Origin of the sequence: Pseudomonas sp. SMN11, from assembly GCF_052041945.1 — a bacterium.
Taxonomy (GTDB): Bacteria; Pseudomonadota; Gammaproteobacteria; order Pseudomonadales; family Pseudomonadaceae; genus Aquipseudomonas.
Genome location: NZ_JBKGGW010000045.1, coordinates 1 through 24391, shown reverse-complemented (window position 1 = coordinate 24391; position 24391 = coordinate 1). Strand labels below are relative to the sequence as shown.

Genomic DNA, 24391 nt, shown 5'->3' with positions numbered 1-24391 from the left:
ATATGTCTGGATCAAACATCGATTGCGGGCATGTGACGGAGCTTGGGCTTAAGCTCTCTAACTGCTGCACTGGCCTCTTCGCGGGTAAACCCGCTCCCACAGGTAATGCACACAGCGCGAGGCTTGTGATAATCCTGTGGGAGCGGGTTTACCCGCGAAGAGGCCAGTGCAGCCCCCCGCACAGCGACTGAAATAGGCCCCACCTTGCACACTTACCACCGCCTGCCTGGCCCCCTCGGCATCGTCCTCCTCGGCGTGCTGCAAATCCTGGTCTGGGGCGGCTCGTTCTTCCTCATGGCGGTAATGGCCGACCCGATCAGCCGCGACACCGGCTGGCCCAGCCAATGGGTCTACGGTGCGCTATCCCTGAGCCTGATGGTCTCGGCGCTGCTGGCTCCATTGTCCAGCCGGCTGGTCGCCCACTACGGCGGCCGCCCGCAAATGGCCGCCAGCGGCGCGGTTGTGGCGGTGGGTTTGCTGATCATGGCTGCCAGCCACAACCTCGGCCTGTTCCTGCTGGCCTGGGCGGTGATCGGCATTGGCATGGCCATGGGTTTGTATGAAGCGCTGTTCGCCACCCTCGGCGGGCTGTATGGCGAAGGCGCGGGCAAGGCGATTACCGGCATCACTCTGATTGCCGGCTTCGCCTCGACCCTGTCCTGGCCGACCGTGGCCCTGGCCATCGAACACTTCGGCTGGCGGGCGACCTGCGTTTGCTGCGCACTGGTGCTGATCGTGGTGGTCGCACCGTTGTACTGGCGAGTGCTGCCCGCGGGTGGGCGGGTCGAGGTGGCGGCCAAGGCGCAGGCACAAGGCGACGCGGTCGGCGTGGACCGCCCGCTGTACCTGCTGCTGACCAGCATGTTTGCCATCGGCGCGATCATCATGACCGCCATCGCCGTACAGTTGGTGGCCGTCCTTCAGGGGTTGGGGCACTCGCTGCCGGTGGCCATCGGCCTGGCGGCGATGCTCGGGCCCAGCCAGGTGGCGTCGCGGGTGCTGCAGATCCTGGCGGGCAAGCGCCACCCGATCTGGACTGCCCTGGCCTGGGTGAGCCTGGTGTTGATCGGGTTGCTGATGGTGACCTTTGTCCCGGCAGCTACGGCGGTGGGCTTGCTGGTGTTCGGCTGCGGCAATGGCCTGCGGGCGATCGTGCGCGGGCTGCTGCCGCTGGCGATGATGCCGCCGGCGCAATATGTGCTGCTGATGGGGCGCATGTCGCGGCCGTCGCTGATCGGGCAGGCACTCACGCCGGTCGTGGGCGGCTTTCTGTTCGAGCACTTCGGCTCGATGGGGGTGTTGCTGACCCTGTGTCTGCTGGCGTTGACCAACGTGCTGCTGGTCGCCGTGGTGATGCGCCGGGTGCGCGCCACGCCCGGCGCAGTTTGAGGTTCAGCCCTTGGCAAACGCCAACAGCCTGTCGCCATCGAGTCGGTAACGCACCCATTCATCCTGCGGCTCGGCGCCCAGCGATTGGTAGAAGCCGATCGCTGGCTCGTTCCAGTTCAGCACGCTCCACTCGAAGCGCCCGCAGCCTTTGGCCACCGCTTCGCGTGCAATGTGCCGCAGCACATCCCGCCCCGCGCCACCGCCACGCTGCTCAGGGGTGATGTACAAATCTTCCAGATAGATACCGTTGCGGCCCTGCCAGGTCGAATAGCTGTAGAAATACACGGCAAAGCCAATGGCCTTGCCGTCGCGCTCGCAGATCAGGCTGTGCACGGTGCTGCCTTCATCGAACAGGCTGTGCTCGATATCGTCCAGTGTGGCGACCACTTCGTGACGGGCGCGCTCGTACTCGGCCAGCTCGGTGATGTAGGCGAGAATCTGCGCGGCATCGGTGCGAACAGCAGGGCGGATGGTCAGGCTCATGCAGGGGGCTTCCTTGTTCTAATGAGCGGTACAGTAATGTGTATCTGTATAATTTAATACAACTGTATCGGTCGCTGGGCAGGGCGACTCCGTTAGTGTGACAGCACCTGCAACAATTCTGGAATGCCTGCCATGCTTGCCTCTGCCGACCTGCTGACCGCCTTCGTGCTGTTCGCCTTCGTTTCCTCGATCACACCGGGGCCCAACAACACCATGCTGCTGGCCTCGGGTGTGAACTTTGGCGTGCGCCGTTCGATCCCGCATGCCATCGGCATCAGCGTCGGTTTCATGGTCATGGTGCTGGCGGTGGGCCTGGGCCTCGGCGAGGTGTTCAAGGCCTGGCCGTCGCTGTACACCGCGTTGCGTTACACCGGTGCGGCCTACTTGTTGTACCTGGCCTGGAAGATCGCCACCTCTGGGCCGCTCGGCGGCGACTCGCCGAGCGCGCGCAAGCCGCTGGGGTTCTGGGGTGCTGCGGCATTCCAGTGGGTCAATCCCAAGGCCTGGGTGATGGCGGTGGGGGCGATCACCACCTACACGCCAGCTCAAGGTTATGTGATGAACGTGGTGGTGATTGCTGCGCTGTTCGCCCTGGTCAACCTGCCCAGCGTCGGCGTCTGGGTGATGTTTGGCAGCGCCCTGCGCAACCTGCTGCAGAACCCGCGCTGGCTGATGCTGTTCAATGTCCTGATGGCCTTGCTGCTGGTGATTTCACTCTACCCGTTGCTGTTTGTAGAATCGGCGTTTTCATGAACCCATGAGTACAGCAAGCCAATGCAGTTGATTCCCTGGTCCTTTGACAGCTCCGAAGGCTTCACCCTGCGTGGCTGGCGCTCGCCAGCCAGCGGCAAGCCGTTGCTGCATTTCCTGCACGGTAATGGCTTTTGCTGTCTGGCCTACCAGCCGTTGCTGTTGAGCCTGAGTGAACATTTCGATCTGTGGCTCTGCGATGTGCAGGGTCATGGTGACAGCGACCATGGCGGCGACTTCCGCGGCTGGAACCGTACCGCTGCGCTGGCGGTGGAAGCCTTCGAGGCTGGCCGTGGGGAATATGGCGAGGTTCCTCGTTATGCAGTGGGGCATAGCTTCGGTGGCGTGCTGACCGGTTTGATGCTGGCCAGCCAGCCGGGGTTGTTCGCCCGTGCCGTATTGCTCGACCCGGTGCTGTTCAGCCGGCGCATGATCGGTGTGATGGGTGTGGCTGCGCTGGTCGGCCTGCACCGCAGACATGCCCTGGCGCGCAAGGCTGGTAGCCGACGTAGCCATTGGCCGGACCGTGAGGCGGCGCGGGCATCGCTGCAGGGGCGTGGCATCTTCAAGGGCTGGACCGACGCGGCGCTGCAGGCGTATGTCGAGCACGCGATCGGTGACTGCGGCGAAGGGGTGGTGCTCAAGTGCCGGCCCAGCCGCGAGGTAGAGATCTTCAGCTCGTTCCCGTCGCGCATGTGGGCGCAGTTGACTGCCATCCAAGTGCCGACGCTGGTGCTCTATGGCGAACACACTTATCCATTCGTACCACATTCGGTGCAGCGCCTGGCCAGCCTCAACCCGATGGTGGACGCCGTTCAGGTCCCTGGTGGTCACTGCTTCATGCAGGAGGATCCGGCGATGGCCTCGCAGAAGGTGCTCGATTACCTGCAAGCGTGACTGGCTGTTCCACTGATGGAACGATCAGTGCCATTTCACCCAGCTACCGGTTTATTGGGCTCATTGGTAAGGTCAACCCAGCTTAGAGAGGAGACTTCTCATGAAAAAGATCCTGGGTATCCACCGCAGCCCTCACGCCCATTGGGTGGGTGATGGTTTCCCTGTGCGCAGCCTGTTCACCTACGACGACCTGGCCAGCAAGATCAGCCCGTTCCTGCTGCTGGACTATGCCGGCCCGTACGACTTCACCTCGACCAGCGACCGTCGCGGTGTCGGCCAGCACCCGCATCGCGGGTTCGAAACCGTGACCATCGTCTATCAGGGCGAGCTGGAGCACCGCGACTCGACCGGTGCCGGCGGCCTGATTGGCCCGGGTGATGTGCAGTGGATGACGGCCGCCAACGGCATCATCCATGAAGAATTCCATTCACCGGAGTTCGCCCGTACCGGCGGCACGCTGGAGATGGTGCAGCTGTGGGTCAACCTGCCGGGGCGTGACAAGCGAGAGGCCGCCGGGTACCAGACGCTATTGTCCGCGGATATCCCCGTGGTGCAACTGGAAGGCGACGCCGGTAGCCTGCGGGTGATTGCCGGTGCCTATCAAGGGCATGCTGGTCCCGCGCGGACCTTTACCCCGATGGAGGTATGGGACCTGCGTCTGAAGGCGGGTGCCAGCCTGCAATTGCCGATCGCCGACGGCCACAATGCTGCACTGGTGGTGCTGCACGGTAGCGTGCGGGTCAACGGCGAGCGCGAAGCCGGCCCGGCCAGCCTGGTTTTGCTGGAGCGCGGTGGCGAGGATGTGGCAATCGAGGCGCTCGAAGGCACCAGCCTGCTGCTGCTCAGTGGTGAGCCGATCGATGAACCTATTGTCGGTTATGGTCCGTTCGTGATGAACAGCCAGGCGGAGATTGCCGAGTCGTTCGATGATTTCCACGCCGGGCGGTTTGGGCAGATGGCGGGCGAGGGGGCTGGCCTGGATCATTGATTGCCTGTACCGGCCTCTTCGCGGGTAAACCCGCTCCCTCAGATACTGCACAGGCTCTGAAATCTGTGCGGTCCCTGTGGGAGCGGGTTTACCCGCGAAGAGGCCGGTACAAACCCTGCAAATCTTGGCATGATGCAGCGATGCCACTTACCCGACTGCACGCCGTCCACCGCTCACTCAATGCCTTGGGCCAGCACACTTTGTGGCTGCGCTATCCCACGCCCTACCATTGGCCTTCGACCCTGGCCTTCCTGGCCGCCCGCTGCATTCCCGGCATCGAAACCTTCAGCGCTGGCACCTATCGCCGCAGTTTCCCCGTGGCCTGCAAACACGCTGTACTCGAAGCCCGGCCCGCCAGCGGCAATCGCCTGTTCATCCAGCTCAGCGGCGTGCCTGCCTCTGCTGTCCCAGGCGTGATTGCTCGCATTCGCCGCTTCTTCGACCTCGACGCCAACCCCACACGCATCGCCGCCGAGCTGTGCCGCGACCCTTTGATGGCCAAGCTGCTCGCCGTCCGCCCAGGCCTGCGCGTGCCCCAAGGGTGGGACGCCTGCGAGCAAGCCATGCGCACGGTGCTCGGCCAGCAGATCAGCGTAGCGGGTGCCATGACCCTGGCCGGACGCCTGGTGGCGCGTCATGGCCAGCCATTGCGTCTGCCGGCCGCTGGCCTGACCCATGTCTTCCCGACGCCGAAGGTGCTCGCCAACGCGGACCTGGAAAACCTCGGCATGCCCCGCGCACGCGCTGCCACCTTGGGTACGTTGGCGCGGGCACTGCTGGCAGAACCAGAATTGCTGCGAAAGGGCCAGGCCCTGGCGCCGCTGTTGGCCAACCTCTGCCGGCTGAAAGGCATCGGCCCTTGGAGCGCTCTCTATCTGGCGCTGCGCCAAGCGGGTGCGGCTGATGCATTGCCGTTGGGCGATGTGGCATTGGCCAAGGCCCTGCGCCTGCTGGAAGGGCCCGACGCACAACTGGCCGGACGCGCCCAGGCTTGGCGACCCTGGCGCGCTTATGCCGCGCAACATCTATGGGCGTCCCTGGCGGCCAGCTAGGGTAGTCAGCGACCGCTTGTCGCGAAGTGCCAGCATTCGATCGAACAGGCGAGGTCGATCATCGTTCTTCCACTAAGGTGCTAGATGATTCTTCCGCACGATCATTGCCCCGGCGCATGGACGCCCCGCTTGGGCATGTGCAATATCAATTGGCGCCCTGCCTGCCAAAGGCGTACTCACACACAACAGGCCATCCAAGTACATAGAGGGTCGTACCATGTCGTTAATAGGAGTTTCGATGCTGGAAATGCGGCAGATCATCGAGCAGGCCTGCCTGCCCGACCGCTGCGAGGTCAGCTGCCCGGACGGCACTACCCTGACCATCCGCCTGGGGCAAGGTCAAAGCCTGGAGGAGGGCGTAACCCTCTCCGGGGTCTCACTGCAGAGCTTGAACAGTTGTCGCGACCTGGTGAATCTGGTCGGCCAGCTGCACACCCTGCGAGACACCCAGCCGCCGGTGCTCAGGGCCATCGCCTGAGCACTTGAAGTGCACCGGTCAGCCGAGGCTGGCCGGGCGCACGTATTCCGGCATCAGGCCGTTGCTCCAGAACAGGATCATCGACACCAGGATGGTCACCAGCACCAGCAACCCCACCCCCCACACGCAGCTGGCAAACAGAATGGCCTGTTCCTTGCGCAGGCGCAGGAAGGTCTGCAAGCCGCCGTACAGCAACACCGTGGCGTATGCTGATGCGGCGACCAGCGCCAGCAGTGCCAACCAGCGGATCGGCGCCAGGCCGAACACGCCGGCGAAGAACCACGGCGTGGCGCAATAGGCAGCGAAGCCGATGCACTGATTGAGGGTTGGTTGCGCATCGAAGCCGCGCGACATCCAGCGGATCATCACCCCCATCAGCATCACCCCGACCACCGTGGTGGCATACAGCAGCCCGGCCAGTTGCGCGGCGCTGGCCATGCTCAGGCGCACGCGGTCTTCAGCGGCGAGGCTCCAGCCAAAGGTGGTGGTGCCGACGAACAGGCACAGGGCAGGGATCAGGGCCAGCGCCAGCAGGCGCGGCAGATATTGTTGCGGGTGGTCTTCCTCGGCGCGACGGATGTCGATCCACGCGTCGGCGGGGTGGGTGAAAAGCTTGAGCAACGGGCTGTTCATGGCGTTCTCCAGAAGGCAGGGCCTTGTAGTTATGGAGATCCGCCGTTTGCGACAGGTTCAGCCGGGTGCGTGGCCGTTGATCGACTTGTTACTGCAGTTCCAGCAACAAGTTCAGGCCGCCATCGCCGCATTTGCCTTGGTCACGGACAACCCCACGGTAGCTCCGCCCATCCCAGACGAACGCCACGCTGTGGGCGCGCTCGACCTTGTCCGGCAGTGGCGGGCAGATATGCAGGCGCAGGGCGGGGCGGCCCTGCAGATTGAGGGCGGCGAGCTGGCATTGGCATTCCACGCTCAGGGCTACCGGGCCGAACAGGGTGTCACGGACGTAGTCGAGCTGCAGACTGGCGTTGGGCGCACGGCCAGGCATCTTCATGGCCGCTGGGCTCCTGGGCGGTGGCACTGCAGGGAAGGCTGGAAGGGCATGGGCGACAGACTCCTGGCAAAAGGATGGCACGTATCATCTTTTGGAATCTTACTGGAGGCAGATGTTCAACTTGTTTCAGGGGATTTTTGGGGGGCCGACGAAGGGCCGCATGGCGGCCCTGTCCGTTGCTGCTCGGTCTACTTGCGTTTGCGCCTGGTGAATTGAATCGGCGCCTCTTCAAACGCCTCAGGAGGTGCGGGTGCTGCCCGCACATTGAAGAGACGACATATCACGTACCAACAGATGGCTACGCAAAGGTTGTAGGGAAACAGCACGGCCCAGAATGGCAATTGCCAGTTCTTCTTGCGTTGCATTTCACCAGGTTCGCCGGTTCGCCATGGGGCGTAGTGGCGCCAGGCTTCTGCTGGGGTGAGACAGATGGCGTGCAGGGGCCTGTGCCACCAGTTGGGTTCTCCCGGTGGAGGAAGCTTGTCGGGGCCGTGATCCATGAATTGGCGCAGGTATTCCCAGACTTCGGCGACATACTTTATGTCGGACTCGGTAGGTCCGTTGCTGTCGACCCAGAGGCAGTCGTCCTGGTGAAGAGTCCCGTCCTCTCGGCGAGGGGCGAATGCGAGTGCGTAACGGGTGGTGAAGGATGAGCCCCCGAATTCTACACGTCTCAATAAGCCAGCTCCGATGTTGTTCCAATCGAATACAAAAAATTTGTTAAAGCGTTGGTAGTAAATCTTTCTTGTTGTTCGCTGAAGGGCAATGCTTGACAGATTTTTAATTAGAATAATTCGATAGACTAGAAATGGGCTGTAGACTAGTGGGGCCAGGGATAGCAATGTTGCAAAATAAACTTCGTCGCGGTTATTTTGGCTGAATGTGAGTTCATAGTGGAGAGTCGCCCAGTACATGGCAATGGCTGTGAATAAAATCGCCGCAGTGTAGAGTTTTCCCATGAAGACAGAGTCAGTCACCCATGGGTGTGAATTCGCTGACTTGATTTATGTAACAAGTAGAATCCTGCTCCGATAAATGCTGCACCAATTAAGATTTTACTGGCTGCAGCCAAGGCGGCGAGCGGGACGCAGGGCACGCAGCGTATAAGCGGAGTGCTGCAGTGGAGGGAAGCCAGGATCGGTACCCGTACGCTGCAGGCAGGGGGCGATGCGGCGCGGCTCACGGTAGCGTCATTCATCTGTTGATTCCTCAGGCTGGTAATTGGCAATCAGCTGCAATCATGCTGAAGCCGAACACTAGCGAGGAAGCCATTCTTGGAGGAGCGCCACTCTTCTTATGAAGTTGTAGGAACTGTCGACACGTAATCGCTGAGTCGTTCAATCCCCGAAACGCCAATGCCTATCATCCCCCAATTCGGGGAATTCCCATGGGTAATCCTCCCCAATCGGCTCTGCTTCCCTCTCTAACTCACTGAAATTAAACGCCATCCCCTTATGGCACACGCCTTGCTGCCCTATTCGCAGTGTCCCTGTGTCCCGGAGGTGCAGCATGTCGACCCCGTCCAAAGGCCCCGTCCTGACATCATTCGTCCTGGCCCTGCTTGGCTGGGAAGCGCCCGCCGAAGCAGCCGTGCAATGCCAGCGCACCCTGGTGGCCAATGTGGTGGCGCTGGACCAGCCGCTGATGTTCAACCGCCTGGGCGCGCAGAACGCCAACGGCATGATGTTCGCCCTGCGCGAGGACGTGGTGGACGACCACCAGGTGCCGCTTAGCAAGGGCGGCGCGGCAGTGCCGGGCAAGGTCACCCTGCGCCCCGACAAGCGCCCGCGGCCGATCGTGCTACGGGTGGCCGCCGGTGACTGCCTGACGGTCAACCTGACTAACCTGCTCGACTACAAGGCCAACCCCAACAAGCACGGGATCGACCCTGAAGAAGGCGAGGAGGGCGAGGAGGAAGGCCCGGAAACCGAAGTCGAGAATGAGGGCGGTGAGCACTTCGTTGCCGATGAACAGGTGACCGACCGCCACGTCGGCTTCCAGGTCAACGGCATGCAGGCCGTCAACAGCATCGGCGACATCGCCGCCAACACCGGGCGCAACGGCAATTTCCTGGTGGCCCCCGGCAACACCCGTAGCTACACCCTGTTTGCCGAACGAGAAGGTGCGTTCGCCGCCACCAGCCAAGGCGCGACCTTCGGCGGCCAGGGTGGCGCCGGCAACGTTGCCAACGGCCTGTTCGGCCAGGTGGTGGTCGTCCCCAAAGGTGGGCGAACCTTCCGCAATACCCTCACCGAAGAAGAAATGCGCCTGGCAACCACCGGGCGCACGGCAACCGGCCAGCCTGTGATCGATTACCAGGCGCGGTACCCGCAAACCGAGCCATGGCTCAGCGAAGGCAAGGCCGGCAAGCCGATCATTGCCATGGTCGATGGCAATGAGATCCTCAACAGCGAAACCGATGCCATCGTCATGGGCCCCAACCCCGACGGCAGTTTCCCCAAGACCACCTATCCGCTGGAAAGCATCGGCAAGCGCAACCCGGCACTGCCCAACCGCCTCGAGGCATTCCGTGATTTCGCCTCGCAGTTCGCCGACGAAGTGGCCGCCACCCAGGCATTCCCGGGCTACTGGGCCGACCCGGTGATGGGCCATGTGCTGGAGCCGACGCGCGATTCGTTCATGATCAACTACGGTTCGGGCGGCATGGGTGCAGAAGTGGTGGCCAACCGCCTGGGCGTCGGGCCGATGCATGACTGCCTGTCTTGCGCCTATGAGGAATTCTTCCTCAGCGCGCATACCGTGGGCGATATCGGCACCCTGGTCGATGTGCCGGCCAACGTCGGCCTGGAGCACATCCGCCCGGGTGAAGTGCCGCCGGCCAGCGCCACCGGGGTCAAGGCCAGCATGGCCCTGTACCCGGCAGAGCCGGCCAACGTGCACCACAGCTACATCGGCGACTTCACCAAGTTCCGCAATACCCACAACGGCCACGAGCAGCACATCTTCCACCTGCATGGGCATCAGTGGCTGTTCAACCCCAACGATGACAACTCCGACTACATTGATGCCCAAGGCATCGGGCCGGGCATCGGCTACACCTACGAAATCGCCAACGGCGGTTCCGGCAATCGCAACCGCGTGGCCGGCGATGCCATTTACCACTGCCACTTCTATCCGCACTTCGCCCAGGGTATGTGGGCCATGTGGCGGGTGCACGACGTGTTCGAGGAAGGCACCCGCCTGGAAGTCAGCGGGCAAGGCCAGAACGGCTACCACAGCACACCCTTTGCCCTGCGCAGTGGCAAGCCAGCCGTCGGCGCGAGGGCCTTGCCCGATGGCGAAATCGTCGCCGGTACGCCGATTCCGGCCATCGTCCCGTTGCCAGGCAAGGCCATGGCACCGATGCCAGGCAAGGTGGTGGTGATACCCAAGCTCGCCACCGAGCAGTTGGCCGCCAACGACGATGAGGCGCACGAAGAGGAAGGCGACGATGACCACGCCCACGAGCCAGCCGCGGCCAAGGCAGTCGGCTCGCTGGCCCTGGTCGACCGTAGCGAGGCCAACCGCAACGCCGACGGCAGCTTGAAGAACCCCGGCTATCCGTTCTGGATCGGTGGCATGGAAAGCAGTGTCGGCAACCGCCCGCCAACCCCGCCGCTGGACATGCTCGATCCGGCCTTGGCCAAGCAGCTGAAGGAAAGTGGCAAGGCCCTGTGGGCCAATCTCGACCCGAACCAGGTCGACGGTTGGGACGGTGGCCTCGGTCGCCACGCGCTGGATGGGGTTTCCGCCGGCGGTGAGGCGGTGACCACCACCACCAAACTGGACTTCTCGAAGGTGGTGCACAAGGCCAAGCCGATCTACCTGCCGGAAGAGGGCACCGACGTCGAGCAGGCCGCCATGCAGTTCCACGCCAAGGCCGAGCACCCAAGCTACGCGCTGATCCCCGGCAGCCAGCCGGTGGCCAAGGCATTCCGCACCAACGGTGCGCTGCCGACCGCAGGCGCACCCTTCTACGAGCCCTGCATGGACGACCGCGGCAAGCGCCTGACCCAGTCCTCGGGCGTCGGCGAGTTCTTCAGCGGTGAAAGCCTCACCGGCATGAACTTCCGTGGCGCGTCCACTTTCACCGCTGACCGCCCGCGCATCTACAAGGGCGCCAACATCCAGTTCGATGCGGTGTACAACAAGGTTGGCTATCACTTCCCGCAGGCGCGCATCCTGGCGCTCTGGGAAGATGCCTGGCCAGTGATCACCAAGCAGCGCCCGCCTGAGCCGCTGGTGATGCGCATGAACACCTTCGACTGCACGATGTACACCCACACCAACCTGATCCCGTCGTACTACGAGATGGACGACTACCAGGTACGCACGCCCACCGATGTGATCGGCCAGCACATCCACCTGCCGAAGTGGGACCTGACCGCCGCCGACGGTTCGGCCAATGGCTGGAACTACGAAGACGGCATTCTCTCGCCCGGCAGCGTGGTGGAACGGGTGCATGCCATTCGCAGTTTCAACGGCTGCACCGAGGGCGATGCCCGCGACGGCACAGCCGCGTGCCCGTCGGCCAAGCAGCACCCTTACTTCGGCCGCTTTGGTAGGGCCGATTGGCTAGGTGCGCGTACCGCCATGCAACGCTGGTTCGCCGACCCGCTGGTCAACGTGCATAACGTCGACCGGGGGCTGGGTACCATCTTCACCCACGACCACCTCGGCCCATCCACTCACCAGCAACTGGGTCTGTACGCCACTGTGCTGGCCGAACCTGCCGGTTCCACCTGGTACCACGCCGAAACCGGCGAGAAGCTCTACAATCCAGCCACCCGCCAGGACGGTGGCCCGACTTCGTGGCAGGCGGTGATCCAGACCGGCGACCATGACGGCGACGGCAAGAACGACAGCTACCGCGAGTTCTTCCTGGAGTACAGCGACTTCCAGCACGCCTATGAAGCAGGCGTGTACGTCGGCGCCGGCCCCGATGGCGTGCCCAACGGCCAGGCCTATCCGGCCACCGCAGACAGCTTCCGCTACGCCATCAACCCGCCTGTGCGGCAGAAAGCCGCCAACCTGCTCGAGTCGGTGGTCGAGTCCCGTGGCGGCTTGAGCCCAGGCTGCCCCAGCCGGCCCTGCCCGCAGGCCATTTCGGTGGATGACCCCGGCATGTTCGTCGTCAACTACCGCAACGAGCCACTGGCACTGCGGGTGTTCGACCCGAACAAGGTCGGCCCGGACGGCAAGCGCGGCATGCAGGCCGACGGCCTCGGCGGCGACCTGGGCTACGCCCTGCAGAGCCGCACCGACCGGGCGATCCCGGCCATGAACCTGGCGCCTTCGGCGATCACGTCGGCGGTCGGGCCAACCGGCGGCACCACCTTGTTCCCACCGCACATCAACAAGGCCGGTAGCGAGCCGGGTGACCCGTTCACGCCCATGCTGCGCACCTATTCCGGCGACAACGTGCGCCTGCGCCTGCACGCTGGTGGCCATGAAGAGGAGCACAACGTCACCCTGCATGGTGTGAAGTGGCTGCAGAACGGCTCCGGCTTTGGCAACAGCTCCAACTCGGGCTGGAAGGCCTCGCAGATGATCGGCATCTCCGAACAGATGGGCTTCATGGCACCTGTGTCGATGATCTCCAGCTCCGCAGCCACCAACGGTGATTACCTGTACAGCATGGATGCGGCCCTGGAAGGCTACTGGAACGGCATCTGGGGCGTGATGCGCAACTACACCGCACAACGCGCCGACCTGTTCCCGCTGCCGAACAACCCGCAACCGGTGGCCATGCGCAACACGGTCAACTTCGACGGCATCTGCCCGAAAACCACGGCCAACCCCAATGGCATCGGCACCCGCCCGACGGTCAAGCGCAGCTACGAGATCGTCGCCGCACTGGCCAACGACATTCTCGAGAACCGCAACGGCGTCAGCATCAACGACCCGGCCGGTATCGGCCAGCATGTCGGCGGCCCGCTCAAGGCCAATGGCGGCACCCTGGTGTTCAACAGCCGCAGCACAAGCATCCCGCAAGTGACAGTGGTCGACGAGGAAGACGGCACCACCTTTACCGTCGGTGGCCACAGCGCGCCGTTGCATGACCCGACTGCCGTGCTGTACGTGCGCAAGGCTGACCTCGACACCGCCACCGGCAAGCTTAAGGCGGGCGTCCCGGTGGAGCCACTGGTGCTGCGTGCCAATGCCGGCGACTGCATCAGCATCACCCTGGAAAACCGCCTGCCGCTGGTCATGCCGGACTTGCCGAGTACGGCGGTGATGCAGAACGTGGTCAAGCGCGACCGCTTCGACAGCGAAGGCTCCACCGCCTTCAACAACAACCTGATGCGGCCGTCCAGCCATGTCGGCCTGCATGCGCAATTGCTGGCCTACGACATCACCAAGTCGGACGGCGTCAACGTCGGTGCCAACCCGGTGCAGACCGTGCCGCCCCGGGCGGGTAACAGCGGTGCCTACCCGAGCCGGGTGTACCAGTACTATGCCGGCCACCTGGAGCGCGAAGGCAAGCCGCTGCTGCAACTGGGCCGCACGGTGGACAACATCAACACCACTGCGATCGAGTTCGGTGGCCTCAACCTGACCCCGGCGGATGTCATCAAGCAGCCGCAGAAGGGTCTGGTCGCCGGCATGAGCGTGCTGCCACAGACCGCGACCTGGACCGAAGACAGCGCCAGCCGCGCCCAGGCCACGGTGAAGGTCAGTGGCCAGCCCGACTACCGCGACCTGGTCACGGTGTGGCAGCGCTCGATGAACATGCGCTGGGCCGACGGCCGCCCGGTGGAGGGTATCGCCACCGAAGGCAACGGCGTGCCAGGCGATCCGAAGGACAACGGCAACATGGCGTTGAACTACAAGACCGAGCCGCTGTGGCTGCGCTTCGGCCTGGCACCGGACGCACCGTTCGGCCATGCCGATGGCTTCGGTTTCGCCGATGTGCCCAATGCCCACATGGCCTACAGCAATGCCCTGGTTGGCGGCGACCCGCAAACCCCGGTGCTGTATGCCAAGCCCGGCCAGCCGGTGCGCAGCCATGTGCTGATGCCAAGCGGTGGCAGCCGCGGCATCACCTACCAGCTCGACGGTCACCTGTGGCCGCTGCACAACTACCAGGCCGAGAAGAACGACCTCGACGGCTACCCGACGAACCTGCCAGGCATCGGCTCGGTGCGCTTCGGCTACAACCCGATGGCCATGTACATCGGCGCCCAGGAGAGCGTGCTGCCAGCGGCGCACTTCAGCTTCATGCTGCCCAGTGCCGGTGGCGCCAACGCAGTGCCGGGTGACTACCTGTTCCGCGACTATGCCGCCTACGGCAACCTGTCGGGACTGTGGGGCATCCTGCGGGTGACCAACGATGCACCGCCGGCAACTGCCGCGGGCCAGTAAGGGAAGGGGAGCGCGAGCATGTACAAGAACAAGAAAACGCGGCCCGCAGTACTGGGAGTGATGCTGGGTGTGGCGCTGATCGGCCTGGGCGTGGCATATGAAAAGCTCTGGTGCGACCCGCGCGAACTGCTGCAGGAGGCTGTCGACCCACAGGCCCTGCACCGGCTCAGCCGCGACGGCGTGACGGTGGAATTCGAGGCGCGGCCATTGGCCGGTGGCGAGGTGCGTGAAGGGGCCTTTGCCAACATCCGCTTCAAGGTCACCGACCAGGCCAGCGGCCAGCCGCTGTCGGGCATGGCGCCGGGTGCCTGGATCGACCCGGCGCAGGCGGCACCGCTCGAAGGCGGCAACCGCGACCAGAGTTGCAAGGCCCGCGTTGCGCTGTTTCTCAAGAGCAGCATCGGCGCTCGCCCGCTGCTGGACCTGAACAGCTACTTCCTGTTGGTGCTGAACAAGGACGCGAGCCTCACCGTGATCGACCCGACGGTTTCGGTGGGCGGCATCACCAGTACCCTGGCACGCATCGACCTGCCGGGCCGTCCCATGGATTGGGCGTCAACCGGGGATGACAAACAGGTGTTCGTGTCGATCCCCGAGCGTGGCCAGGTGGCAGTGATCGATACCGAGACCTTCACCCGTGTGGCGACCCTGGATGCCGGCGAATCACCGGTACGCGTGGCCTTGCAGCCGGACCAGCACCGGCTGTGGGTTGGCAACAACAGCCGCGACCCGGCCAAAGGCGGGGTGACGGTGATCGACGTCCCGTCGCGCAGCACCCTGAAGTCGTTCGCCACCGGTTCCGGGCACCACGAAATCGCTTTCAGCGCCGACTCGCGCTATGCCTTTGTCAGCAACCGTGACGGCGGCACGCTAAGTATCATCGACATCCCCGGCATGCGCCTGGTGAAAACCCTGGAAGTCGGCCCGCACCCGCTGTCGGTAGCCTACTCGGCGTTGTCCCAGGCGGTCTACGTGGCCGACGGTGAAGAGGGTACGGTGCGGGTGATCGATGCCCGCAGCCATCAGCTGCGCCACATCGTCAAGGCCGAGCAGGGCCTCGGGCCGATGCGCTTCAGCAGCGATGGCCGCTGGGGCATCGTGCTCAACACCCTGGACAACCAGGCCCTGGTGATCGACGCCAGTACCGACACGCTGATCCACCGCGTGCCGGTGGCGGCCGAGCCTTACCAGCTGACCTTCACCAAAGGCTATGCCTACATCCGTGGCCTGGCCTCGCCCAAGGTCAGCATGATCAACCTGAGCAGCCTGGGCGAAGGGCGTCAGCCGATCGTGCAGGGCTTCGAGGCCGGCCCTGCGGCGCCACGCCAGGCCGGTGACCTGCCACTGGCCCAGGGGCTGTCGGTGTCGCGGGACGACAATTCGGTATTCGTGGTCAACCCGGTGGACAACACCACCTACTTCTATGCCGAGGGCATGAACGCCCCGATGTCCGGCTACAACAACCGTGGCCATCAGGCCCGTGCGACCCTGGTCATCGACCGCAGCCTGCGCGAGCTGGCCCCCGGGGTGTACGGCTCGACGGTGAAAATGCCGGCAGCAGGCACCTTCGATGTGGCCTTTCTGCTCAACCAGCCGCAGATCATCCATTGCTTCAGCACCGAGGTGGCCGCCGCGCCGGATGCGAGCAAGCGACGCGGGGCACATGCCGAGTTCATCGGCCTCGACCAGCCCATGCCGCAGCAAACGGCGTTCACCGCCAAGGTGCGCATCGTCGGCGACGACGGTCGGCCAAGGGTAGGCCTCGCCGACCTGACCCTGCGCTACTTCCTGGCGCCCTCGTCGCTGCCGCGCAACTTGCCGCTCGAAGAGGTGGGCGAGGGCGTATATCAGGCAGCGTTGACCCTGCCCGAGGCGGGTGCCTGGTACCTGCATGTGCAGTCGCCGTCGCTCGGGCGCAAGTTCGCCGAAGAAAACTACACCAGCCTGCGCGTGCTGCCCGCCGCTGAGGCCACTGCTTCCCAGACCGAAGTGAGGAATGTGCGATGAACGCCAAGCATTCTTTCCAGCTGCTTGCCCTGAGCCTGGCATTGGCCAGCAACCTGGCCCTGGCCCATGCCGGCCATGACCACGACGGCCACGCCGGGCAGCCGCCAGCGGCGCACCAGGAGAAGGCCAGCGTGCGCTTTGCCGATGTCTCGCTGCTCAACCAGAACGGCATGCCGGTACGCCTGGAAAAGGACCTGGTGGGCGAGCACCTGGTGGTCATGGGCTTCATCTACACCAGCTGCACCACGGTGTGCCCGGTGGTATCGGCGATCATGGGCAAGGTCCAGCAACAGCTGGGCGGGCGTGTGGGCGAGGAGATCCAGCTGGTGTCGATCAGCGTCGACCCGCAGCGTGACGACGCCAAACGCCTGCAGAACTACGCCAAGGCCTTCCAGCACGGCCCGGGCTGGAGCTGGCTGACCGGCTCGCAGTACGCGATCACTGAAACCCTCAAGGGCCTCGGCAGCTTCAGTGCCGACCTCAGCCAGCATCCGCCGCTGATCCTGGTGGGTGATGGCCGCACGGGCCACTGGACCCGCTACTACGGCTTTACCGACCCGGCCGTGCTGGTCGAGGAAATCAACCGCCTGAGTGCCCGCCGTGTGCACGCCAAGAGCACCGCCATCGCCGAACACAATGAGGTGCAGCCATGAGCAGCGCAGCCCGCCACACCACGATGCGCAGCACCGACTGGCTGGCCCTGGTGGCCGTGTTGTGGATCCTCAGCTCGGTCGCGTTCGCCCATGAGGGCCATGCGCCGCAGGGCCCGAGCCCGCAACCGGCACCGCCGACCATGACCAGCGGCGGCGGCACCCGCGATGCGCAGACCTGGTTCACCGACACCGTGCTCAAGGACCAGAACGGCCGCGAACTGCGCTTCTACAGCGATGTGCTCAAGGACAAGGTGGTGATGCTCAACGTGATCTTCACCCACTGCACCGACGCCTGCCCGCTGATCACCCGCAAGCTGCGTGACGTGCGCGATGCCATGGGGCCGGAGCTGGCCAGCCAGGTGACCTTCGTGTCGATCAGCAGCGACCCGACCAACGACACTCCCGCAGCGCTCAAGGCCTTTGCCGAGAAGCAAGGCGTGGACAGCGCCAACTGGCTGTTCCTCACCGGCGACAAGGCCGATGTCGACTTGGTGCTGGGGCGCATCGGCCAGTTCCTGCCCAGCCCCGAGCAGCATTCGACCCAGCTGATCGTCGGTGACGTGGCGGGCAAGCGCTGGAGCAAGATCCGCCCGGATGCACCGCCTGCGGCCATCGCCCAGCGCATGCAGCTGCTGGCCCAACCGCTGGCCGGGCGTTGAGCCATGAAACCCTGGGCAGTGCTGATGAGCCTGGCCCTTTGTGGCCCGGCACTGGCGCTCGACCTCACTCCGAATGAACAGGCCGGCAAGCGCCTGTACCGGCAAGGGGTATCGAGCAGCGATGCACAGCTGATGGCTCGGGTCGGCGCCAGCGACATCAGCGTCCCCGCCAGCGTACTGCCCTGCGCCAGTTGCCACGGCGCAGACGGGCGCGGGCGCGCCGAAGGCGGGGTGCGCCCACCCAGCCTCGACTGGCAGCGCCTGGCGCTGGGGCAGGGTGAACGACAAAGCAACGCGCGCAGCTACCCGGCCTACAACGACGGCACACTGGCCCGCGCCATCCAGCGCGGCATCGACCCGGCGGGTCAGCGGCTGGACCTCGCCATGCCGCGCTTCGAACTGACCCTGGCTGACCAGCGCAACCTCACGGCTTACCTCAAACGCTTGGGCGAGGAGCGCGACCCCGGCGTGGAAGAAGGCGTGCTGCGCCTGGGTACCTTGTTGCCAGCCAGCGGTCCGCTGGCCGAAGCCGGCCATGTGGTGCGCGCCACGCTGGAAGATGGCGTGGCCCAGATCAACCAGCAGGGCGGCATTCATGGCCGGCGCCTGGAGCTGCTGGTGGCCGATACCGGCACCGACCAGGCCAGTGCCGAGCTCGCCTTGCAACGCTTGCTCGACCAGCAGGTCTTCACCCTGATCACGCCGCTGGCGCCCATGCTCGATCAGCAACTGCCAGCACTGCTCGAACAGCGGGGTGTGCCGGTGATCGGCAGCACGCCGCGCAGCGGTGGCAGTTCACAGATTTTCGACCCCTTGCCGGCGATTGATAGCCAATTGCTGAGCCTGGCCGAACATGCCAGGAGCCGCCTGGGCCTGGCACCCGATGGCTTGCGCGTGGTGTACGCCGGCAACGAGCAGGCGGCATTGGCCGAACGGGTGCGCGAACGTTTGCGCCAGCAAGGTTGGGCACCGCCAGCGATCCAGGCGTTTGACGGCCAGGCCGTGGATGGGCCTGGCATCGTCTTCGTCGGCCGCGCCCAGGCCTTTGCCACGCTGGCCCAGGCGCTACAGGCCGAAGGCCGTGAGCCCTACCTGTTCGCTGCCTCCAGCCAGGTGGCGGCAGCCGTGGCCGGCTTGCCAGCGCAGTGGTCGCAGCGGGTGTTCCTGGCTTATCCGTTCGTGCCGGACGACTGGAGCGAGCAGGGCATGGCGGCGCTGGCCGGGCTGCAACGACGCCAAGGCCTCGATCCACGCCAGGCGTCGCTGCAGGTCAGCACCTTGTGTGCCGTGAAGTTGTTGTCGGAAGCCTTGAAGCAGATTGGCCGCGATGCCAGCCGCGAACAGCTGGTGGCCGCCCTGGAGAGCCTGCACGATGTCGACACCGGCTTGACCCCGGCGCTGGGCTTCGGCCCCGGCAGGCGCCAGGGCATGGCCGGTGCCCATGTGATCGCGGTGGCGCTGCCGGGGCCGCGCTTTACCGCCGTTGCCCCGTACCGGCCGCTGCCGGACAGCCCTTGAGCGGAGGTGCCATGCGGATCCTGTTGCTGTGCCTGTTGCTGGTGGTCGCCAAGGTGAGCTGGGCCGACGTGCCTGCTGCGCGCGTCAACGGCGTGACGATTGATGTGATGCGCCTGGAGCGTTATTTCACCGAGTACCTGCAAGCCCAGGGCAGGGCACTGACCAGCATCCGCAACCCGACGCTGTACAAGCGCCTGCGCGATCAGGCCCTGGACGAACTGATCGACAAGGAGCTGCTCTGGCAGGAGGCGCAACGTTCAGGTATTCACATCAGTGATGAGCAGGTATCAGCGCAAGTTGGCGAAATCGAAGCCGCCTTCGGCAGCCCGGCGCTGTTCGAAAGGCGTCTGGCGGATGCAGGTTTCGATCGGGCAGGGTACGCTGATTACATGCGCCATGAACTGGCCGCGCAGCAGCTGTACGCCCGGCTCAGCGTGGTAGAGGAGCCCAGCCGGGCCGACGTCGAGGCGTTCTACCAGGCCAACCGGCAAATTCTGCAAGGAGCGCAGAACCAAAGTGATAACACCTCGGTCATACCCGAACAGGGCCTGCACTTGGCCAGGGCCGCGCTCATCGGCCAGTTGCAGGCGCAGGCGCGCGATTCGGTGCGCCAACGTTTGCGCCAATCCGCTACAGTGGAGATCGCTGACTGAGGCCCGCGAACGGATTTCCCCAAAGCTGGGGAATAACGGTTTGGCAAAGTGCCATCACTTCCCCCGGATGTGGGGAACCGGGCCTACGCCTGTGTTGCAGGGTTTGGCACAGCCTTGCAAAATCAATGACTTACAGTGGTGCGAGATGACTATTCACGCCTGGCACGAAGCCTGCTCAAGCCTTATCGAGGCCGCACTTCGCAAACCGGGTAACCGGGCAGTATTGGGGAGTCGACCTTGGTGAACAGAGTATTGGTAGTCGATGACGAACAGACCCTTGCGCAGAACCTGCAAGCGTACCTGCAGGCACAAGGCCTGGAAGTTCACGTCGCCCACGACGGTGCCAGTGGTATCGAGCAGGCTGAAAGCCTGGCACCGGAAGTGATTGTGCTGGATTACCGCTTGCCCGACATGGAGGGGTTTCAGGTCCTGGAGACCGTGCGCAAGAACAGGCAGTGCCATTTCGTGCTGATCACCGCCCACCCGACTGTCGAAGTCCGTGAGCGCGCCGCCGAACTTGGTGTGAGTCATGTCCTGTTCAAGCCGTTCCCGTTGGCGGAACTGGCCCGCGCCATCTTCGACCTGATGGGCATCGAGCGCCAGCGCAGGGCCACTGACGATCCAGCCGAAGGGTTTGTCGAACGACGCCAGAACAGGAACCAATCGTTCCCCTTGCAGTTGTACGATGGCAGCTGGGTGTTGGCCGATCGCCGCCGTAATGGCGCCAAGCCCCCAGGCCCTGACGACGAACTGCTCACCGGGGAATAGCGGCGCCCGCTGCCCTGGCCAAGCCAGCCTGCGACGCGCCCCTGAGCGGAGTCGCAGGCCATGTCAGACGTACTCGATCCACGTGCAGGCAAGCACAGCGCCTACCCCCGCGAACTCCTGGCCCAGGCCCGCCTGCAAGCGGGCGACGAGCGCCTGCTCAACTGCCTGGAGCGCCTGGCCAACGAAACCCCCGACCGCTTCATCTGCCGCCTTGGCCTGACCCTGCATTACCCGGTGCTGGAAACCCAGGCCCTGCTGGCCAGCAGCCCGCGCTTCGACAAGGTCAGCCTGGCCCAGTGCCTGAAGCGCGAGTTCGTGCTGATCGAGCAGGACGGCGAGCTGATCGGCGTGTTCGCCGACCCCTTCGATCACGCTCGCCTGGCCTGGATCGACGACAACCTGCCGGGCGCGCCGCTGTACCTGGCCCACGCAGCCGACCTGGCCACCTTCCTGGCCCGCCACGAAGAAAGCTTCCACGCCGTCGACGCCCTCGACCATGACGCCGAAGCCAGCGGTGAGATCGACCCGCTGCAACGCCTGTCGCTGACCAGCATCAGCGAAGACCAGAGCAAGGTGGTCAAGCTGGTCAACTCGACCCTGTACGACGCCCTCAAGCAGCACGCCAGCGATATCCACCTGGGCATGACCGGCCAGGGTCTGGTCATCAAGTACCGCATCGACGGCGTGCTCAATGGCGCCGGCAAGGCCAGCGGCAGCGCCTTCGCCGATCAGGTGATCTCGCGCATCAAGGTCATGGCCGAACTGGACATCGGCGAGAAGCGCGTGCCTCAGGATGGCCGCTTCAAGGTTGCCATCGGCGAACGGCAGATCGACTTTCGGGTGTCGATCATGCCGAGCATCTTCGGCGAGGACGCGGTGCTGCGGGTGCTCGACAAGCAGGACCTGTCCGACCGCGTCAGCGGCGTGCAGCTGCAGGCCCTGGGGTTTGCCGACGAAACTTTGCGCGCCCTGCGCCGGCTGGCTGCCGAACCCTACGGCATGATCCTGGTCACCGGGCCCACCGGCAGCGGCAAGACCACCACCCTGTACGCGATGATCAGCGAGATCAACCATGGCGTGGACAAGATCATCACCATCGAAGACCCGGTCGAGTACCAGCTGCCCGGCGTGTTGCAGATCCCGGTCAACGAGAAGAAGGGCCTGACCTTCGCCCGCGGCCTGCGCTCGATCCTGCGCCACGACCCGGACAAGATCCTGGTCGGCGAGATCCGCGACCCCGACACCGCACAGATCGCCGTGCAGTCAGCGCTGACCGGCCACCTGGTGTTCACCACCATCCACGCCAACAACGTGTTCGATGTGATCGGCCGCTTCAGCCAGATGCAGGTCGACCCCTACAGCTTCGTCTCGGCCCTCAACGCCGTGCTGGCCCAGCGCCTGATCCGCCTGGCCTGCCCGCACTGCTGCACGCCGTGCGAGGCCGATGACGACACCCTGACCGCCTCGGGCCTGACCCGCGAAGCGGTAGCCGGCTGGAAGTTCATCCGCGCCCAGGGCTGCGGCCAGTGCCGCGGCAGCGGCTATCGCGGGCGCAGCGCGATTGCCGAACTGCTGCACCTGGACGATGACCTGCGGCAGATGATCGTCGAACGCCGCCCCCTCTCGCAGATCAAGCAGCTGGCCTGCCAGCGCGGCCTGCGCCTGCTGCGTGCCTCGGCCCTGGACCTGGTCCGTGATGGCCGCACCACACTCGAGGAGATCAACCGTGTCACATTCATCTGATCATGGCTCTTATAGATACAGCGCCGTCCTAGGCGCTGAAGGTGTCGGCCTGGGTCGCTGGCACGCCAATCAAGCTCAGTGGCTGGGCAGCCGCGGGTTCACCTGCGATGCCGCACAACCGGCTTGGGAAGCCGCCTTGCAAGCATTGAGTGGTCTGCTCGCCGAACACGCCGTCAAAGGCGCCCAGTTGCGCGTGCTGCTCTCGGCCCGCTACAGCCGCTTCTGCCTGGTGCCGTGGAGCGATGCCATCGGCCACCCACGCGAGCTGGATGCCTACGCCCGGGCCTGCTTCGAAAACCTCTACGGCCAATCGCTGGACGACTGGCGCATCGTCCTCTCGCCCGAGCCAGCCGGTGCCGCGCGCATCGCCACCGCGCTGCCCGAAGCTCTGTTGCAAGGCCTGCAGAGCCTGGGCCGGGAAAGCCGCGTGAGCCTGCGTTCGGTGCAGCCTTACCTGATGGCCGCCTACAACCGCTGCTCGGCGCAACTGGAGCAGGGCGACTTCCTGTTCGTGCTTGCCGAACCGCGCCGCAGCGTGCTGCTGCTGGCCGCCGGTGGTGCCTGGCAACAGGTGCTGGCCCAGGGCTGCGCCGACAGCGACCAGGCCCTGCAGGCGCTGATCGAGCGCACCTGCGAGCTGTACGGCGAGCACTTGCCACGGGTCTACCTGCATGCCCCGGGGCGCGGTGACGTGCCGCAACTGGCAGCAGTGCAGCTGTGCCAACCCGCCGGCGACAGCGACCCGCTGTGCGCCATGTGGCGGGCGGTGGCCTGACATGCGCCGCCTCGACCTGGAATTTCAGCCCCGTCGCAGTGGCCCGTTGGCCTGGTCGCTGCTGGCCCTGGGCGCCGTCGTCGTCGCCGGGCTGGTGCTGGTGCAACAGCAGCTGCAGGCCGAGCAGGTGGACCTGGAAACCCGTCTGCACAGCCTGGAACTGCAACTGGGCCGTCGCCCGGCCCCGGTCGCCCCGCAAAACAGCGCCGCCAGCCGCGAACAGGCCGAGCGCCTGGCGCAGATGCGCAGCGTCTCGCAGCAATTGCAACGGCCCTGGCAACAACTGTTCGCCATGCTCGAAGCGCAGCCGCAGGAGGACGTGGCACTGCTGACCCTGACCCCGGATGCGCGCAAGGGCCAGGTGCGCATCACCGCCGAGGCACGCAACCTGGAAGCGATGCTGCAGTACCACCAGCGCCTGGAGCAAAGCGACGAGCTCAGCGATGTCTCGCTGCTCAACCATGAAGTGGTGGCCGGGCAGCCTGAGCACCCGGTGCGCTTCAACCTTACCGCTACCTGGGAGATCGGCCATGCGCGTCCCTGATGCTGTCAACAGCCTCGTCCTCCAGGAGCGCCTGCGCCGCATCGGCCCGGTCGGCCTGGGCGCCGCCGCCGTCGCCGTGCTCGCCGCCGCTGTCGCCATGGCCGGCGTGGTCCCCGAGTGGCAGGCCGTGCGCGAACTGCGTGCCAGCGAAGCGGATGCCAGCGTGCAGGTCGAACGGGTCAAGCGCGGCGAGCTGAAGATCGCCGTCAAACCCGAGCAGCAGGCGCTGGACAGCCTGCGCCAGCAACTGCCCGGGCAGCCTGAAGCGAGCGAGCTGATCGAGCGCCTCTACCATTTGGCCAGTGCCGAGCACATCAGCCTGGCGCGCGGCGAGTACGCCCTGGGCGTCGATCCGAAGACCCAGCTGTCGCGCTACCAGATCATCCTGCCAGTGCGCGGCAGCTACCCGCAGATCCGCGGCTTCCTGCGCGGCCTGATCGGCCAGCTGCCGACCCTGGTGCTGGAAGACCTCGAACTCAAACGCAAATCCATCGGCGACACCGAACTCAACGGCCGGGTGCGCCTGACCCTCTACCTGTCGAGGTCGTGATGAACACACAACGCGCAGTGATGTGGGTCGGGTTCCTCGGGGTGTCGGCAGCGCTGGCTTGGGCACCGGGGCACTGGTTCAGCCAGGAAGACAGCGTCGCTCCCTTCGCG

21 protein-coding genes are annotated in these 24391 nt (G+C 64.9%); 17 read left to right on the top strand and 4 right to left on the bottom strand.

From position 1 onward, the window contains the following. Positions 1 to 255 precede the first annotated feature (255 nt). Positions 256 to 1389 (top strand): MFS transporter, encoded by a 1134-nt coding sequence (locus ACLEJU_RS25880; RefSeq protein ID WP_435424426.1) that lies wholly within the window; start codon positions 256 to 258, stop codon positions 1387 to 1389. 3 nt (positions 1390 to 1392) lie between these two features. Here the strand turns inward: ACLEJU_RS25880 and ACLEJU_RS25875 are convergent, their stop codons facing one another. Further along, complete coding sequence (locus tag ACLEJU_RS25875) at positions 1393 to 1872, bottom strand: N-acetyltransferase family protein (protein ID WP_435424398.1); 480 nt, start codon at positions 1870 to 1872, stop codon at positions 1393 to 1395. 123 nt (positions 1873 to 1995) lie between these two features. Between ACLEJU_RS25875 and ACLEJU_RS25870 the strand changes: the two genes are divergently transcribed. The 5 genes from ACLEJU_RS25870 (at position 1996) to ACLEJU_RS25850 (ending at position 6037) form a co-directional block, all read left to right on the top strand. Continuing rightward, a complete protein-coding gene (locus ACLEJU_RS25870; protein WP_435424399.1) occupies positions 1996 to 2625 on the top strand; it encodes a LysE family translocator in 630 nt (209 codons plus the stop codon). Positions 2626 to 2646: 21 nt separating this feature from the next. Further along, entirely contained in the window at positions 2647 to 3519 is an 873-nt protein-coding gene (locus ACLEJU_RS25865) for an alpha/beta fold hydrolase (protein WP_435424400.1), read from the top strand. A gap of 100 nt (positions 3520 to 3619) precedes the next feature. Beyond that, complete coding sequence (locus ACLEJU_RS25860; protein ID WP_435424401.1) at positions 3620 to 4507, top strand: pirin family protein; 888 nt, start codon at positions 3620 to 3622, stop codon at positions 4505 to 4507. A gap of 140 nt (positions 4508 to 4647) precedes the next feature. Then, complete coding sequence (locus ACLEJU_RS25855) at positions 4648 to 5559, top strand: DNA-3-methyladenine glycosylase family protein (RefSeq protein WP_435424402.1); 912 nt, start codon at positions 4648 to 4650, stop codon at positions 5557 to 5559. Between the two features lie 217 nt (positions 5560 to 5776). Continuing rightward, positions 5777 to 6037, top strand: a complete 261-nt coding sequence (locus tag ACLEJU_RS25850) for a DUF1652 domain-containing protein (RefSeq protein WP_435424403.1) — start codon at positions 5777 to 5779, stop codon at positions 6035 to 6037. Positions 6038 to 6055: 18 nt separating this feature from the next. Here the strand turns inward: ACLEJU_RS25850 and ACLEJU_RS25845 are convergent, their stop codons facing one another. From ACLEJU_RS25845 to ACLEJU_RS25835, 3 genes are all read right to left on the bottom strand, one after another. Further along, positions 6056 to 6670, bottom strand: coding sequence for a Yip1 family protein (locus ACLEJU_RS25845; protein WP_435424404.1), 615 nt, complete (start codon positions 6668 to 6670; stop codon positions 6056 to 6058). Positions 6671 to 6758: 88 nt separating this feature from the next. Further along, positions 6759 to 7046, bottom strand: coding sequence for a hypothetical protein (locus ACLEJU_RS25840; RefSeq protein ID WP_103447117.1), 288 nt, complete (start codon positions 7044 to 7046; stop codon positions 6759 to 6761). Between the two features lie 188 nt (positions 7047 to 7234). Continuing rightward, on the bottom strand, positions 7235 to 8005 hold the full coding sequence (locus ACLEJU_RS25835; RefSeq protein ID WP_435424405.1) for a DUF6708 domain-containing protein: 771 nt from the start codon (positions 8003 to 8005) through the stop codon (positions 7235 to 7237). 550 nt (positions 8006 to 8555) lie between these two features. Here ACLEJU_RS25835 and mnxG point away from each other — a divergent pair. From mnxG to pilO, 11 genes are all read left to right on the top strand, one after another. Further along, positions 8556 to 14411 (top strand): manganese-oxidizing multicopper oxidase MnxG, encoded by a 5856-nt coding sequence (mnxG, locus tag ACLEJU_RS25830; RefSeq protein ID WP_435424406.1) that lies wholly within the window; start codon positions 8556 to 8558, stop codon positions 14409 to 14411. A gap of 18 nt (positions 14412 to 14429) precedes the next feature. Beyond that, positions 14430 to 16418 carry a cytochrome D1 domain-containing protein gene (locus tag ACLEJU_RS25825; protein WP_435424407.1) on the top strand — a complete coding sequence of 663 codons (1989 nt, stop codon included), beginning with the start codon at positions 14430 to 14432 and terminating at the stop codon, positions 16416 to 16418. Then, positions 16415 to 17071: an SCO family protein gene (locus tag ACLEJU_RS25820; protein ID WP_435424408.1), complete on the top strand. Its 657-nt coding sequence runs from the start codon at positions 16415 to 16417 to the stop codon at positions 17069 to 17071. The genes ACLEJU_RS25825 and ACLEJU_RS25820 overlap by 4 nt, the downstream gene beginning before the upstream one ends. 23 nt (positions 17072 to 17094) lie before the next feature. Next, the gene (locus ACLEJU_RS25815) at positions 17095 to 17730 is read left to right on the top strand and encodes an SCO family protein (protein ID WP_435424427.1); all 636 of its coding nucleotides are present in this window, start codon (positions 17095 to 17097) and stop codon (positions 17728 to 17730) included. A 3-nt stretch (positions 17731 to 17733) separates the two neighbouring features. After that, complete coding sequence (locus tag ACLEJU_RS25810; RefSeq protein ID WP_435424409.1) at positions 17734 to 19248, top strand: cytochrome c/ABC transporter substrate-binding protein; 1515 nt, start codon at positions 17734 to 17736, stop codon at positions 19246 to 19248. An 11-nt stretch (positions 19249 to 19259) separates the two neighbouring features. After that, positions 19260 to 19901 (top strand): SurA N-terminal domain-containing protein, encoded by a 642-nt coding sequence (locus ACLEJU_RS25805; protein ID WP_435424410.1) that lies wholly within the window; start codon positions 19260 to 19262, stop codon positions 19899 to 19901. A 237-nt stretch (positions 19902 to 20138) separates the two neighbouring features. Further along, a complete protein-coding gene (locus tag ACLEJU_RS25800; protein WP_435424411.1) occupies positions 20139 to 20669 on the top strand; it encodes a response regulator in 531 nt (176 codons plus the stop codon). A gap of 60 nt (positions 20670 to 20729) precedes the next feature. Next, positions 20730 to 22412: a GspE/PulE family protein gene (locus ACLEJU_RS25795; protein WP_435424412.1), complete on the top strand. Its 1683-nt coding sequence runs from the start codon at positions 20730 to 20732 to the stop codon at positions 22410 to 22412. Continuing rightward, complete coding sequence (locus tag ACLEJU_RS25790; protein ID WP_435424413.1) at positions 22396 to 23187, top strand: hypothetical protein; 792 nt, start codon at positions 22396 to 22398, stop codon at positions 23185 to 23187. Before ACLEJU_RS25795 ends, ACLEJU_RS25790 begins: the two co-directional genes overlap by 17 nt. A 1-nt stretch (position 23188) precedes the next feature. Then, entirely contained in the window at positions 23189 to 23731 is a 543-nt protein-coding gene (locus tag ACLEJU_RS25785) for a PilN domain-containing protein (RefSeq protein ID WP_435424414.1), read from the top strand. Next, a complete protein-coding gene (gene pilO / locus ACLEJU_RS25780) occupies positions 23718 to 24281 on the top strand; it encodes a type 4a pilus biogenesis protein PilO (protein WP_435424415.1) in 564 nt (187 codons plus the stop codon). Before ACLEJU_RS25785 ends, pilO begins: the two co-directional genes overlap by 14 nt. Positions 24282 to 24391 lie beyond the last annotated feature (110 nt).

Excerpts from the sequence above, each read along its gene's own strand:
- ACLEJU_RS25855 (WP_435424402.1), top strand. The coding sequence starts at position 4,648 with ATGCCACTTACCCGACTGCACGCCGTCCACCGCTCACTCAATGCCTTG.
- ACLEJU_RS25825 (WP_435424407.1), top strand. The coding sequence starts at position 14,430 with ATGTACAAGAACAAGAAAACGCGGCCCGCAGTACTGGGAGTGATGCTG.
- ACLEJU_RS25850 (WP_435424403.1), top strand. The coding sequence starts at position 5,777 with ATGTCGTTAATAGGAGTTTCGATGCTGGAAATGCGGCAGATCATCGAG.
- ACLEJU_RS25795 (WP_435424412.1), top strand. The coding sequence starts at position 20,730 with ATGTCAGACGTACTCGATCCACGTGCAGGCAAGCACAGCGCCTACCCC.
- pilO (WP_435424415.1), top strand. The coding sequence starts at position 23,718 with ATGCGCGTCCCTGATGCTGTCAACAGCCTCGTCCTCCAGGAGCGCCTG.
- ACLEJU_RS25835 (WP_435424405.1), bottom strand. The coding sequence starts at position 8,005 with ATGGGAAAACTCTACACTGCGGCGATTTTATTCACAGCCATTGCCATG.
- ACLEJU_RS25870 (WP_435424399.1), top strand. The coding sequence starts at position 1,996 with ATGCCTGCCATGCTTGCCTCTGCCGACCTGCTGACCGCCTTCGTGCTG.
- ACLEJU_RS25805 (WP_435424410.1), top strand. The coding sequence starts at position 19,260 with ATGCGGATCCTGTTGCTGTGCCTGTTGCTGGTGGTCGCCAAGGTGAGC.
- ACLEJU_RS25820 (WP_435424408.1), top strand. The coding sequence starts at position 16,415 with ATGAACGCCAAGCATTCTTTCCAGCTGCTTGCCCTGAGCCTGGCATTG.
- ACLEJU_RS25810 (WP_435424409.1), top strand. The coding sequence starts at position 17,734 with ATGAAACCCTGGGCAGTGCTGATGAGCCTGGCCCTTTGTGGCCCGGCA.
- ACLEJU_RS25840 (WP_103447117.1), bottom strand. The coding sequence starts at position 7,046 with ATGAAGATGCCTGGCCGTGCGCCCAACGCCAGTCTGCAGCTCGACTAC.
- ACLEJU_RS25845 (WP_435424404.1), bottom strand. The coding sequence starts at position 6,670 with ATGAACAGCCCGTTGCTCAAGCTTTTCACCCACCCCGCCGACGCGTGG.
- ACLEJU_RS25815 (WP_435424427.1), top strand. The coding sequence starts at position 17,095 with ATGCGCAGCACCGACTGGCTGGCCCTGGTGGCCGTGTTGTGGATCCTC.
- mnxG (WP_435424406.1), top strand. The coding sequence starts at position 8,556 with ATGTCGACCCCGTCCAAAGGCCCCGTCCTGACATCATTCGTCCTGGCC.
- ACLEJU_RS25785 (WP_435424414.1), top strand. The coding sequence starts at position 23,189 with ATGCGCCGCCTCGACCTGGAATTTCAGCCCCGTCGCAGTGGCCCGTTG.
- ACLEJU_RS25860 (WP_435424401.1), top strand. The coding sequence starts at position 3,620 with ATGAAAAAGATCCTGGGTATCCACCGCAGCCCTCACGCCCATTGGGTG.
- ACLEJU_RS25865 (WP_435424400.1), top strand. The coding sequence starts at position 2,647 with ATGCAGTTGATTCCCTGGTCCTTTGACAGCTCCGAAGGCTTCACCCTG.
- ACLEJU_RS25875 (WP_435424398.1), bottom strand. The coding sequence starts at position 1,872 with ATGAGCCTGACCATCCGCCCTGCTGTTCGCACCGATGCCGCGCAGATT.